This is a genomic window from Bacteroidales bacterium (genome assembly GCA_014860575.1).
In the GTDB taxonomy this organism is placed as follows: domain Bacteria; phylum Bacteroidota; class Bacteroidia; order Bacteroidales; family JAAYJT01; genus JAAYJT01.
Window position 1 is genome coordinate 129,467 of the sequence record JACZJK010000021.1, and the last position, 13,494, is coordinate 142,960.

Below are 13,494 nucleotides of genomic sequence, written 5' to 3' on the forward strand. Positions count from 1 at the left end.
TAAGCTTGGTGCTTAGGGCTTGGGACTTGGAATTTGGGGCTTGGATCTTGGGTTCCCTCATGGACTCAACTTCTGCAAGTGCCTTTTGTTTACTTTTGAAAAAACACTTTAACATGTCCAACGGGTTCGACAAAGAAACTCCAATTGCCCTGTTCTGGCATCGCCGCGATTTAAGGGTCTTCGATAACACTGGTTTATTTCATGCCCTCGGCAGCGGCTTGAAAGTTCTTCCGGTTTTTATTTTCGATACTGACATCCTCAGCAAACTAGAAAACAAGCAGGATGCCCGCGTGCATTTTATTTATGAAAACCTACTGAAGCTTAAAGGAGAATATGAGAAACACCAGTGTTCATTGTTGATTAAGATCGGAAAACCTGAAGAAGTCTTATTGAAACTGCTTGATGAGTTAAACGTTAAAGCAGTTTACACAAATAATGATTACGAACCATATGCGAAAGAACGGGACAAAAAGGTGGACGAAATACTCCGTTCAAAAGGCATAGAATTCCGAAGCTTTAAAGATCATGTTATTTTTGAAAAGGATGAAGTCTTGAAAGCTGATGGCAAACCTTACACCGTTTTTACACCATACATGCGCCGATGGAAAGAGCGGATTGATCATGACAGACTAACCAACTTTCCCTCCCAATCCCGCCTGAATTCTTTGGTCACCAGCGAAGCATTAACTTTTCCAACGCTGGAAGAAATCGGTTTCAAGGAAACGCATCAGCAATTTCCTTCGGTTCTGACTGATTTAGAGATTATACGCAATTATAATAAAACACGCGATTTACCTGCCATTAAAGGAACTACCCGACTTGGTGTTCACCTTAGGTTTGGAACCATCAGCATAAGGGAAATGGTTAGCATTGCTCTTAAAAGCAGCGAAACCTGGTTGAATGAATTAATATGGCGTGAGTTTTTCAAAATGATCCTTTTTCACTTTCCGCATACTGTTGATAAAGCTTTTAAGCCCGCATACGGTCAGATTGAATGGTTGAACTATGAAAAGCACTTCGAAGCATGGTGTCAGGGCAAGACCGGTTTTCCTATTGTGGATGCAGGCATGCGTGAACTGACTGAAACTGGTTTCATGCATAACCGGGTAAGAATGATTGCCGGAAGTTTTCTTGTGAAAGACTTGTTGATTGACTGGCGATGTGGTGAAGCGTGGTTTGCCGAAAAACTGCTCGATTATGAACAAGCTTCAAATGTCGGGAATTGGCAATGGGTGGCTGGCAGCGGTTGCGATGCTGCGCCATATTTCCGCGTATTCAATCCAATCCTCCAGGCCCAGAAATTTGATCCCAGTGGTAAATACATCCGGCGTTGGGTTCCAGAATTAGGCACTCCGGCTTATCCAACACCAATTGTTGATCATGCTATTGCAAAAGAAAGAGCCATTAAGGCTTACAAGAAGGCTTTGGCAAATGGTTGAATTTGAGTTGCATCTATTTTTTAACATCCCGATTCAAATTCCAGCTTCAGGTTTGAACCAATATAAGTGGCCCAGAAGGATCTGAAAAAATCAACTGAGTTAAATCCTGCTTCCACGATCTATCTCGCGTTGCTGATCTTTGTTTTTCAGGGTATCCCGTTTGTCGTAGAGCTTTTTACCTTTTGCGACGGCAATTTTGAGTTTAGCCAGCCCTTTTTCGTCAATGAATAATAGTACAGGAATTACTGTGAGCCCTTTTTCGTTTATTTTGGCGAGGATTTTCTTGAGTTCTTTCCGGTTGAGCAGCAGTTTACGGTCTCTTTTTGGTTCGTGGTTATTGTACGAACCCATTGTGTACTCTGCTATATGCAGGTTTCTCACGAAGAGTTCGTTGCCCGAAAACGAGCAATAAGCATCGCTTACACTGGCTTTGCCGGCGCGCAATGATTTGATCTCCGTGCCGGTAAGCTGCATGCCTGCCGTAAACTCTTCGAGAAGGAAGTATTCAAAAGAAGCTTTTTTATTTCTTATGTTAACCTGGCTTACCATGCACAATGCTTTATCGAAGAATCTATTTTATTCAATAAGGGCGCAAAGATACGGGATTTATTCTGCGCGCTCCTTCTTAATTGCATTACAAAAGCCTGAATCAATTGTGCTGCATTCCAGTTGGCTTCAGCCAACGGTCAAACAAGAATTCATCATTTGGGCTTTAGCCACATTGAATACCTCTTATGTAATACTGTCCCATTTCGATTTGTGAATCCACTACGTGGAATTAAGAAAATATCGTACAATGATTCTACAATACTTTATCCGCTACGCGGAACACTCGATGTTCCACATATAAATCAAAACTTAAGGTTGATTCCTACCAGAAAGTGAACGCCGGCTTGTGGGAAATAGCCATCCTCAATGGTTATCAATCCCTGATCTCCAAAAACACCTTTATAAACCCAGGCGTTGGTGGAGTACATGCTATTCGTAAGGTTGTTAATTTGTACGGTTAATTGTATCTCTTTCAGAAAAGCAGAGTAAATACTGTAATTCATTCTCAAATTATGTGTGAGGTAAGCTTTAAGCATCCGATCGCGGCTTGAAGTATTATCAATGAATTGTTTACCAACATATTTTGAGCTAAGATTCAGGTTTAACCCATCAACAGGCTTGTATGAAAAAATACTTGCTGCGATAATGGAAGGCGAGAAAGCTATGTCAACATCACGGTATTCTTTGGATTCGAACCCGATCCAATTCCAACCGTTGTCGTACTGGTCAACATATTCCGTAATCCGAGGAATTATATTACGGCTAAGTGTCAGGTTACCTTGCCATTGAAGGTTCGGAGTAATGATCAGTGCCGCTTCTATTTCTATTCCTGTCCGGTAGCTTTTATCAATGTTTTTACGTGTGAACCCACCCACATCATTGATTTCTCCAGTAAGGATCAACTGATTCTTATAGTCCATTAAGTACAGGTTGCTGTTAAACATAAAGTTCTTCCCGCGTTGATTAAAGCCAATTTCAATATTTCTCAACGTTTCTTCTTTTGGCCTGCTTTCAGGCGAAGAATCGGTAAAGTCGTCGCGCACCGGCTCGCGATTTCCGATGCCGGCGTAAGCGTAAAGGCTGGCAAATGAATTTAGATTATAATTGATTCCCAATTTTGGGTTAAAAAAATGGAAAGAAGCATCTTGCTGCAAATCGGTAATATTTTCTTGCACCCAGGCCAATCCAAGAAAATTATAGGCAACGTTGCGGTATTGCAGATCAGTGAAAATATGTAAGCCGGGAAGAATTTCATAATCCGCTTTTAAAAATGTGTTAAAGTCCTTTTTTAAGCCATCGTTTTGGTAATACCTGTGCCTGATATTTGCGTGTGTGGCAAAGCGTGCCCATATAATCTCACCAAAATGATCGCCTTCATAAATATTGTAACCCCCGCCCCAGGTCATGTTCCAGCGGTTCATGTCTATATAATTGAATGAATACGTGAATCCATAAAAATGGTTGTCGAGCCAGCGTTGCCTGACCAGGTCGCTGGATGTGATTACTTCAGTACCAATTTCAACATCGGGCAGGTTATATCGGCTGAACTCATCATTGGCCCTGTATTGCTCGTAAAATCCTCTCCCATAAGTGTAGTGGCCTGTAATATTAGCGGTTACTGCATCCGAAAAAGCATGGGTGAGATGCAACTGGTAGTGATCCTGCTGGTAATTGTCAGTTTCATTATCGTAATACCTGATTGTTCCCTGGTCATCATAATACAGGCCTGCGGGATTGAAAGTCCGGTTGCTCTTAAGTGAATCGCCCGGAACTCCATACCATGCCTGATAGGTTTTTTCATTTCCCGAAAAGGTGATGGCTTTCACAACTGTTTTCTCTCCATAAAATCCACCCGAAAAGTAGTAGGACCGGAGTCTTGAAGAAGCCCGGTCAATATATCCGTCTGATTCCGTCATAGATATCCGGCCATCGAAGGCCCAGTGTTTCCCTATCAGGCCGCTGCCCAGGCTTAGGGAGTTTTTCATTGTATTGTACGATCCTGCTGAGGAACTGATTTCTGCATACGGCTTATCACTTAGGGAGGTGGTTTGTAAGCTGATGGTTCCGCCGAAAGCGCCGGCACCATGCGTGCTTAATCCCACACCCCTCTGGATTTGCATATTATCAACCGATGAAACGATATCGGGCATGTTCACCCACCAAACCCCATGAGATTCTGCATCGTTTATCGGAACACCATTCACGGTGACGTTAATCCGTGTATTGTCGCTTCCGCGGATGTTCATCCAGGTGTAACCAACCCCGGCACCGGCATCTGAGCTCGTCACCAACGAAGGTGTAAGGCTGATCAGGAAGGGAAGATCCTGCCCCAGATTTGATGCTGACAACTCTTCACGTGTAAGGTTGGTGAAAGTGGCTGGAGTGTGATTGTCAGCACGGGTAGCACTGACCACAAATTCCTCCGTAAGAAACGTACTTCGGGTGAGAAAAATATCAAGCTGCTTATTTTGATCCAGGACGATCAACTGCTGGATGTTTTCATAACCCAGGTAAGACACGGTAACATTGTAGGTCCCCGCCTTAATATTTTCAATGCGAAACTCGCCTGATGCATCAGTGAAAATTCCCCTGAACGTTCCCTGTATCAATACATTGGCGCCGGGCAGCGGTTTACCGTTTTCTGCATCAGAAACTGAGCCGGAAAATATGAACTGGCTCAACACGATAAGTGGCAAGAGCAGCAGTAATGCCGTTGTCAATAAAAATCTTTTCATTTATAAAACGTGTTTGGTTAAACTTCAAGCGGCGAATAGAGGCTGATTGCCGCTATTTAAAAAGTTTAGGCCCGTCCCTTCGCCGGCATTACCCGGATCAGGTTCAATGGGTTTGATCTCAGCCCGTTATATTGGGGCACCCCTATGTTGAGAACGCAGCGGCAAAGATAAATATAAATATCTGATAACCGTAAAATTTGGCCGCGTAGGGTTCGAAACTTACGCTCGTAGATTTGGGTCGCTTTTGTTGTAATGCAGTGATACAGTGATACAGTAATGCATTAATTCCGTAGGATTGTTTATGTTGTACATGAATGATGTTTTGTTTTTGCTTACTGCCAACTGCAACTGCCAACCTTTCACACAAAGCCTCTTCAAAGACTCCAGTCAATAGCATGTTTGCCAGCATTTGTAAGCAAGATATTTGTCTTGCTAAAATGCTTACATCCAAAAAATCCCCGCGAAGCGGATAGGGGGGATGGATGGGGCGATTTGAGAATATGGTGTTTTGAAGTGTCAATGATTGCTTCTTTAGCCTGAGCATAGTTGCCCCAGAGCAGGAAAACGACATCCTTCAAATTATCGCTGATGGCCTTGATAACAGCATCTGTAAATCTTTCCCAACCTTTTCCCTGGTGCGACCCTGCCTGGTTTACCCTCACTGTGAGAGTGGCATTGATAAGCAAAACCCCTTGCCTTGCCCATTTTTCGAGATTCCCGGATGCTGGCACTGGGATACCTAAGTCTGCGTGTATTTCTTTAAAAATGTTTTGTAACGATGGTGGTTTTTGTATCCCTTGGGGAACCGAAAAGCACAGCCCATGTGCCTGGCCTGGTCCATGATAGGGGTCTTGTCCGAGGATTACTACTTTAACATCCCAGAAAGGAGTGTGCTCAAAAGAGGCAAATATTTTATTCCCGGGAGGGTAAATGACATGTTTCTTTTTTTCTTCAAACAGAAACTGTTTTAATGCTGCAAAATAATCAGCATCAAACTCATTCTGCAGCACTACTTTCCAGCTTTCAGCAATTTGGGGATTTATTCTTTCCATGATGTTACGGGCAGGTTCAAACAATATTCCAAAGTTACAGTAGTTATATATACCTGAAACAAGTAGAAAACATTTTCAGTCGAATAATCAACTTCTAAAAAGAAATGGGCTTCAAATATCAAATAAATTGCAGGTTGCACAAAACAGTAACTATGTTTTTGTTGTTTATTTTTGTGGGTGTTTTACTTACTTCGTGCAAGTCCCGCGAGAAATGTGCTGCCTACGGCGAATACCGTAAATTTAAGGTGGAACAGGGATATTAATAAAAAGTCCTGGCATATCAGTTGCTGAACCTTGCCCAAGTCTGTATAAACCACTAAGTTTGCAATTATCAAACTTCCAACTATGATACGGGTAAGGGTAATCTTTTTTTTAGTAATGCTTACGCTGATTCAAAATACTGCTTTGGCGCAGTATGATGAAGAAGTTTTCAGTACTGAAGTGTTATTACGAAAAGAGTATTACGGAGGGATATTTATTAACTCAGCCGGCGGTGGCATGGAGTTTAGAAAAGGCGCTAACACCACTTACTTTACCAAATGGCTGTACGAGGTCAATTTACTTGAATTGAAATCCAACCGTGAAACCCGGGTGTACAACCCATTCTATCGAAACTCGCGAAGTTTTGTTTATGGTAAACTAAACAATCTTTATGTATTGCGAGTTGGAGGTGGTCAACAAAAACTGCTCAACCGCAAACCTTATTGGGGTGGAGTTGAGTTGCGATATTTCTGGTTTGCCGGTGGTACAGCCGGGTTTACAAAACCTGTTTACCTGTATATTATAAAGGAGCTTACTATTAACCCACCGTACTATGAATATTCTCTAATAGCCGAAAAATACGACCCCAATAAACATTTTCTTGATAATATTTATGGTCGGGCGTCACTTACCAAGGGCTTCAATGAAATCAGCATTCATCCGGGTGTTTATGCGAAAGCTGGATTATCATTTGAAATCGGTCGTCAGAACCAAAAGGTTTCAGCCGTTGAAATTGGTGCTGCGCTTGATTTCTTTCCTACCGGTGTCCGGATGATGGCTGTCCGTGACCCGGAACGTTTCTTCCTTACATTCTTTGTTGGCTACTATTTAGGCAAGCGTTACAACTAAAACCCCCTTTGTCCGTTCGATCCTGTTGGTGAGTTCGATTATTCAATTTTCTAACGCATTGCTGATTTAATTTTCTGAACCTTTGGTTCTGGAGTTTCATTATCAAGCCAGCATATACCTTTTTATTAAATGCAATGTCCAATAGCAACTAATTCATTTAACCGATTAGTAATGCTACGATCTAACAAGAAACCCCTGCAAAACATGGTTAGCAGAGGTTTCTGAAAAAATATTTCAATACCGGTTGATAGAATGAAAGGTCTATCTGACAATAAGTTTATTGCTTAATGTATGTTCACCATTCTTTAATTGAACAAGGTATATGCCTGACTTCAACTTGCTGATATCCAATTGCAGATTATGCTGACCCTGAACGAGAGGCCCAAAGCTCTGCTGTTGGATGCTGCGTCCGCTCAGGTCAGTGATACTTATTTCAACAGGAGAATTGTCAGTACTGTTGAAACCAACAAACATTGTCTGGCTGGCTGGATTGGGGTAGATGTTAAGGCGGTTCTGGATTAATTTTTCAGTTTCCGGAGAGGAGCCAATACCCACAAAACGAGTTGTTTTATATATACCGCGGCCAAAAGTAGCAGCATAAATTTTTCCGTAATTATCAACCCCGGGGAAAGTCTCGGAATTGATCTCATCAATTGGAACAGTAATGGATGGGTTATTCATCAGCTGTTGCTTGATCTGGAAAACAGCAACGTCACCCATTTCTCCGGATTCTTTTTCCCATGATGGACTGCCAATATTTGCAGTTGTCCAGATTCCCCGATCGGTTCCAAGTATAACCACGTTCGGGTCGTTCATTTCAATGAGCGCGGAATAAACCGGCATTTTAGGCAAATTAGCCTGCACTGAGGTAAAGGCAGGGGTAGCTGATAGTGCATTGGTTGAGCGGTAAACATAGGCGTCGTTGCCATAGTTGCCAAGGGTTATGATTACGTGATCAGCATTTTGTGGATCAACAGCGATGGAGGTGATGGCACGGTTTGCAAAATCTTCAATCAGCAAAACATTGATGGCGTAATTTACGCTGTCAACACTGGCGGTTGAAGCATTGTATGCTCCATGTAAGTTACCCAGCCTGTAAAGCTTGCCATTTTTAGTTCCGACCCATAAATAATTTCCATCTCTTGATATTGCAAGGCTTTGAGGATTACCCGTTGGAACCAGTATCTTATTCCATTGTGCAGCACTGCTGAACCGCAAAGCGTTGTTAGTCATGTATACCTCATGCACTGAATTGGTTCGTTGTAAACCATAAAAGAGCCGGCTGGCAACAATATCCTTAACCCTTATACTGTCTTCATTGGCTAATGCAACGGGCAATGTGTATTTAAACGGATAACGGCTGTTTGCACTTCTGATCCAGACTTCGGTTCCGGCGCTGAGATCTTCTGTTGCATAATAGGTAACGCTGTCGCGGCTTTCAGCATAATTGGTGTTTTCCCAGAAAAGCATGGAAGGGATAAAGTTCCTGATGGTGGTTGGAACAGGAGAAAAAGCGTGCAATGAAACCGTAGCTCCAAGGTCATCTGAACGGTAAAGTGGAACATCGGCAGCGACGGACGATGTTGGAATTGCTGTTGACCATATAAGGGCATTTTGGTTGATTACGCTCATAGCAACATTTCCACCGTTCAATGCCAGATTTTCGTCAATACGGATTGCATGCTTGTCAGTATTTCCTGCCTCGCTGATAAACAAAACACCATTTGATTGCGTGCCTGTCAGGATTCGCTTGCCGCTATTAAACGCAACAGAATAGGACTGAGCAGTAATGTAATTTTTATTCAGGTTATTAAATATAACTAATCCATCTGATGAACGGAAGATACCCCTGTCGGTACCAATCAGCATGGTGTTGGGATCGTTGTGCTTGAAGGCGTAAACATGATGGTTGGAGTTAATGAACCAGGGAGTTTCTGCAATGCCTGCTTTAACTTTCCATTCATAATATCCATCTTCCTGAATTTTTGTCCCCTGCCATAAGTTTTTACCACCAACAAAAATGATGTTCGGGTTTGTTGGATGCACGCTAGTGGCATTTGCATAGATTCCTACGTTATCGGTACCAAAAACATTAAAGAATACACTCCCTCCAGGCCCAACAACCCGCCATGTGGCTCCACGGTCAATAGAAAGATAAACGTTTTCGAGTTGACCGATTGAAGGAATACCACGAACTACGACAGCATAAATATAATTTGGATCACTCGGGGCAACCGCAACCTCAACACGGCTGATGCTGGCAAATGGTAACATGCCAACGGCACCTGTTGAGGAATTCACAAAGTTACCTGGATCGCCGTTGTTAGAAATATATACAAAGCCATTAAGTGATGCAACTGTAATGCCATCTGACCCAATCCTTACATCCATTGCATTTGCCGGAAGCGGATTTCCATCAGTGTCAGTAGCAATAATCCACGACTCTCCGCCATTGCTGGAGTACTTTAATCCTGAGAAAGTTGCAGCATATAATATCTGTGGGTTGGTTGGATTAATTGCTATCCGGCTTATATAAGCCCAATCGGATGCAGTATCATTGGCAGCTGGCTGTGTAGCCTGAAGCTGATTAAACGCTATGCCATCGTCAGATTTGAAAATTCCGCTACCCATAAACCCAGGATATGCAGCAAATCTGAAGACGTTAAACGTTTCGCCGGTTCCAACATAAATTTTACCATTCGGGTCCTGAGCCATGGTGGTAACGTTCATGATGTTTTCGGTGCCTGGAATTGGTTCCCACAATATACCCCCTGTTGTAGACCTCCAAAGGCCGCCACTGGTTGAAGCTGCATACAAGGTATTGCCTTCGGCATCACGATTATCGTATAAAAGTGCACGGGTGCGGCCTGCGAAATTATCTGGCCCGGCGCTTACCCATTCTATACCTAGTCCTAAACCACCTGATTTCAAGCTTGCCTGTTCAGCCTGAATTATGTCGGCTGGGTCAATGGTTCCTGTATGCTGGTTATTTTTTAATGAAGCAAGATAAGCTATTGCATCCTCATAACCTTCGCCATTGGGGGCATCAGAAAAAGCAGATTGTGAATTGAAAGTGCCGGTGGCGCTTAATGTTAAGACAGTGATGCCGGTTATTACCGCTAATAAATTTAAAAGTAATTTTTTGTTTTTCATACCCGCTTTAATTTGTAAGAAGTAAAGGTGTGTTTGTTTGAATATAATAATCTGTTAATGATTCTAATTGATGTATTGCCATTCGAAACAGTAGCTCCTGTGCTTTAAAGCGAACAAAGATATGTTAATTTTTAAAAAGACAAACTACTTGTTGAAAATCCGTTAAAAATATAAGGTCAGGCGATAATTTGAAAACTCATTTCTTTCCTTGCTAAAGATCAGTCGTTTAACATTTTTTAACAGCCAGTTGTATTTCAGCATATAAGCCTTTGGTTACTTTTGCCTCGAAAAATACTATCAATATGACAGACATAAATATCAGTGAACTGAATGAGCGGATCAGGCAGGAAAGTTCCTTCGTGGACCTGATCAATATTGAAATGCACAAGATGATTGTAGGGCAAAAGCATATGCTTGAGCGACTTATGATCGCATTGCTTGCCGATGGCCATATTTTGCTTGAAGGCGTTCCCGGCCTTGCTAAAACTATGGCGGTTACATCGCTTGCCGGTGCCATCCAGGCAAAATTCAGTCGTATCCAGTTTACGCCGGATCTTCTGCCAGCCGACCTCATCGGAACAATGATATATAGCCAGAAGAACGAAGAATTTGTTGTTCGTAAAGGTCCGGTTTTTGCCAACTTTGTACTGGCCGATGAAATTAACCGAGCTCCTGCCAAAGTTCAGAGCGCTTTGCTTGAGGCAATGCAGGAACGCCAGGTTACCATTGGCGATCATACATTTAAACTTGATGAGCCATTCCTGGTTCTGGCCACCCAGAATCCTATTGAACAGGAAGGAACCTATCCTCTGCCAGAAGCCCAGGTTGACCGTTTCATGCTCAAAGTAGTTATTACCTATCCAAGCAAGGAAGAAGAGAAATTGATCTTGAGGCAACGCATTACCAATGTTATCCCTTCGAACCAGGCAATACTCAAGCCGGCTGATATCCTCAAGGCAAGGGCATTGGTGCGCGAAGTTTATCTCGATGAAAAGATTGAAAACTATATTACCGATATTGTTTTTGCGACCCGTTTTCCAGCTGATTATAAACTTCCGAAATATAAGGACATGATTAGCTATGGTGGTTCGCCCAGGGCCAGTATTTACATGGCGCTGGCTTCCAAAGCCTATGCTTTTATAAAGAGACGTGGCTATGTAATTCCTGAAGATGTAAGGGCTGTGGCACAGGATGTATTGCGGCATCGCATTGGCTTGACCTATGAGGCTGAAGCTGAAAATATTTCAACTGAGGATATCATCAATGATATTCTGAATACGGTTGAAGTACCGTGATGATTCAAAATTCAAAATTTCAAATTCCAGATTCTGATTTCAAGGTTCGAAGTTCAATGTTCAATATTCGAAGGCAATTGAAAACTAGACACAAGCAACAAGCAACAAGCAACCATAACAACTGTATGACAACTGTATGACAACTGTATGACAATTGTATGACCCAAATTGAGTAACAAGCAACCAGCAACCCATCACTAATCACTAAACTCCAAAAATCAGACAATAAATGCTACTGGAAACATCAGACATAATTAAAAAAGTCAGGCAGATAGAGATCAAGACCCGCGGTCTCACCAGTCAGATTTTCTCTGGCCAGTACCATAGCGCTTTTCGTGGCAAGGGGATGACTTTCAGCGAAGTGAGAGGCTACCAGTATGGTGACGATATCCGCTCAATTGACTGGAATGTTACCGCAAGGTTCAATCACCCGTATGTAAAGATTTTTGATGAAGAACGGGAGCTGACTGTGATGTTGCTGGTTGATGTTAGCGGTTCGAACGAGTTTGGAACCCGCAAGCAGTTCAAGGAAGAATTAATGACCGAAATTGCTGCAGTGCTTGCATTTTCAGCTATCCAGAACAATGATAAAGTGGGTGTGATATTTTTTAGCGATCGCATTGAAAAATTTATTCCGCCCAAGAAAGGCACTACACATATCCTGCGCATCATTCGCGAATTGGTTGATTTCAGGCCGCAAAGTCAGCTCACCAACATTTCGGAAGCCTTGCGGTTCCTAAACAATGCCTTGAAAAAGCGTTGCATCGCTTTCGTGCTTTCTGATTTTATTGACCGCAATTTTGATGACGCTCTCAGGATTTCAGCCCGGAAGCACGACCTGGTTGCCTTGCGCGTTTATGACCCAAGCGAGTCGGAACTCCCAAAATTAGGTTTGACCCAGTTGTACAGCAAAGAAACCGGCAAAACAGTTTGGGTGGATACTTCGTCAGCGGTAGCCCGCAAACAATACAAAACATGGTGGGATGAAACCGAAAAGTACATTCAGAATTCATTTTTACGAAATGGGGTTGATACTGTAAATCTCAGAACCGACAGGGATTACATCAAGCCCTTGCTTACATTGTTCAAGAGTCGCGGAAAGAGAAGGTAAGAACGATGAAAACTGATATGAAAATGAGCGTCCGAATCTTAAAATACCACTTGCTTACTCTCATCTTTGGGTTGAATGGGATGCTGCTTTCCGGGCAGGTTAATACTCCTGTTGTAGAATCAAAAATTGGCACAGATTCTATCAGGTTAGGTTCGCAGACGGTTATTGATTTTTCAATTGCAACCACTGAAGATTATTTCTGGCAATGGCCTGTTCTTGATGTGCAGATCACCGAAAAGATTGAGATGGTGAGCCAAACAGGTATTGACACTATCAGCCAGCGAAGCAGCAACTTGCTGCAACTCAAAAAGCAAATCATCATTACTTCATTTGACACCGGCTATCATGCAATTCCACCTTTTGTTTTTCAGTATAAATTAGCCGGCGACACATCATGGTCAGCGTTTGAAACCGGGGCTTTCCTTCTTTATGTTTCAGGGCTGGAAGTAGAAGCTGATGCGACCATCCGCGATATTAAAGGGCCTATTAGCGCTCCTCTCACCCTGATGGAAATACTGCCCTGGATGCTGCTGGCATTACTCATAACTGGAGGAATTTTATATTACAGGCATTATTTGAAAAAGCGCAGGGCAAGGGCATCATTGGCTCCTAAGCCTGCGAAACCAAAGATTCCGCCTCATACTCTTGCAATGGATGCGCTGGAGCAGCTCCGGCAGAAAAAGCTCTGGCAAAGTGGCCGCATTAAGGAATATCATACCGAAATAACAGATATTTTGAGACATTATCTTGAAGGGCGGTTCAATATCATGGCTGTTGAAATGACAACATCCGAAATCAGGGAAATTACCTCTGCGGAACTGCTTCCTTCCCAAGCGCGGGAAAAGCTCTTAATCATTTTTGAAAGAGCAGATTTGGTAAAGTTTGCCAAAAGTATGCCTTTGCCTGCCGAACACGAAGAAAGTTTTATGCTGGCTGTTGATTTTGTGCGTTCAACAATTCCAGTAGTTGCTGAAAAAGAGACGACAGTTGCCGGCAATACAATCGAAGGAATAACTAAGCCTGACGAAAACAAATGATTGAGTTGATAAG

Annotated in this window: 9 protein-coding genes and 1 riboswitch; of the genes, 5 read left to right on the forward strand and 4 right to left on the reverse strand. The window is 42.6% G+C overall.

Going from position 1 to position 13,494, the window contains the following annotated elements; translation table 11 throughout:
• Window positions 1-113 precede the first annotated feature (113 nt).
• Window positions 114-1,439 carry a deoxyribodipyrimidine photo-lyase gene (locus IH597_06250; protein MBE0662052.1) on the forward strand — a complete coding sequence of 442 codons (1,326 nt, stop codon included), beginning with the start codon at window positions 114-116 and terminating at the stop codon, window positions 1,437-1,439.
• Window positions 1,440-1,538: 99 nt separating this feature from the next.
• Here the strand turns inward: IH597_06250 and smpB are convergent, their stop codons facing one another.
• From smpB to ung, 3 genes are all read right to left on the reverse strand, one after another.
• On the reverse strand, window positions 1,539-1,988 hold the full coding sequence (gene smpB / locus IH597_06255; GenBank protein ID MBE0662053.1) for an SsrA-binding protein SmpB: 450 nt from the start codon (window positions 1,986-1,988) through the stop codon (window positions 1,539-1,541).
• A gap of 302 nt (window positions 1,989-2,290) precedes the next feature.
• Entirely contained in the window at window positions 2,291-4,723 is a 2,433-nt protein-coding gene (locus IH597_06260) for a TonB-dependent receptor (protein MBE0662054.1), read from the reverse strand.
• 56 nt (window positions 4,724-4,779) lie between these two features.
• A riboswitch (TPP riboswitch) is annotated at window positions 4,780-4,877 on the reverse strand.
• 220 nt (window positions 4,878-5,097) lie between these two features.
• A complete protein-coding gene (ung, locus tag IH597_06265; protein MBE0662055.1) occupies window positions 5,098-5,775 on the reverse strand; it encodes a uracil-DNA glycosylase in 678 nt (225 codons plus the stop codon).
• A gap of 345 nt (window positions 5,776-6,120) precedes the next feature.
• Between ung and IH597_06270 the strand changes: the two genes are divergently transcribed.
• A complete protein-coding gene (locus IH597_06270) occupies window positions 6,121-6,885 on the forward strand; it encodes a hypothetical protein (GenBank protein ID MBE0662056.1) in 765 nt (254 codons plus the stop codon).
• A gap of 261 nt (window positions 6,886-7,146) precedes the next feature.
• Here IH597_06270 and IH597_06275 read toward each other — a convergent pair whose 3' ends face one another.
• Window positions 7,147-10,038 carry a T9SS type A sorting domain-containing protein gene (locus tag IH597_06275; GenBank protein MBE0662057.1) on the reverse strand — a complete coding sequence of 964 codons (2,892 nt, stop codon included), beginning with the start codon at window positions 10,036-10,038 and terminating at the stop codon, window positions 7,147-7,149.
• A 302-nt stretch (window positions 10,039-10,340) separates the two neighbouring features.
• Here IH597_06275 and IH597_06280 point away from each other — a divergent pair, with 302 nt between their 5' ends.
• From IH597_06280 to IH597_06290, 3 genes are all read left to right on the forward strand, one after another.
• Window positions 10,341-11,333 carry an AAA family ATPase gene (locus tag IH597_06280; GenBank protein ID MBE0662058.1) on the forward strand — a complete coding sequence of 331 codons (993 nt, stop codon included), beginning with the start codon at window positions 10,341-10,343 and terminating at the stop codon, window positions 11,331-11,333.
• Window positions 11,334-11,568: 235 nt separating this feature from the next.
• Window positions 11,569-12,444, forward strand: a complete 876-nt coding sequence (locus IH597_06285; protein ID MBE0662059.1) for a DUF58 domain-containing protein — start codon at window positions 11,569-11,571, stop codon at window positions 12,442-12,444.
• 23 nt (window positions 12,445-12,467) lie between these two features.
• The gene (locus tag IH597_06290; protein MBE0662060.1) at window positions 12,468-13,481 is read left to right on the forward strand and encodes a hypothetical protein; all 1,014 of its coding nucleotides are present in this window, start codon (window positions 12,468-12,470) and stop codon (window positions 13,479-13,481) included.
• The last annotated feature ends 13 nt before the right edge of the window (window positions 13,482-13,494 follow it).

What these genes read in the sequence shown, in the direction of transcription:
- smpB (MBE0662053.1), bottom strand. Translation starts at nt 1,988, where the DNA reads ATGGTAAGCCAGGTTAACATAAGAAATAAAAAAGCTTCTTTTGAATAC.
- IH597_06280 (MBE0662058.1), top strand. Translation starts at nt 10,341, where the DNA reads ATGACAGACATAAATATCAGTGAACTGAATGAGCGGATCAGGCAGGAA.
- IH597_06260 (MBE0662054.1), bottom strand. Translation starts at nt 4,723, where the DNA reads ATGAAAAGATTTTTATTGACAACGGCATTACTGCTGCTCTTGCCACTT.
- IH597_06275 (MBE0662057.1), bottom strand. Translation starts at nt 10,038, where the DNA reads ATGAAAAACAAAAAATTACTTTTAAATTTATTAGCGGTAATAACCGGC.
- IH597_06250 (MBE0662052.1), top strand. Translation starts at nt 114, where the DNA reads ATGTCCAACGGGTTCGACAAAGAAACTCCAATTGCCCTGTTCTGGCAT.
- IH597_06290 (MBE0662060.1), top strand. Translation starts at nt 12,468, where the DNA reads ATGAGCGTCCGAATCTTAAAATACCACTTGCTTACTCTCATCTTTGGG.
- IH597_06270 (MBE0662056.1), top strand. Translation starts at nt 6,121, where the DNA reads ATGATACGGGTAAGGGTAATCTTTTTTTTAGTAATGCTTACGCTGATT.
- ung (MBE0662055.1), bottom strand. Translation starts at nt 5,775, where the DNA reads ATGGAAAGAATAAATCCCCAAATTGCTGAAAGCTGGAAAGTAGTGCTG.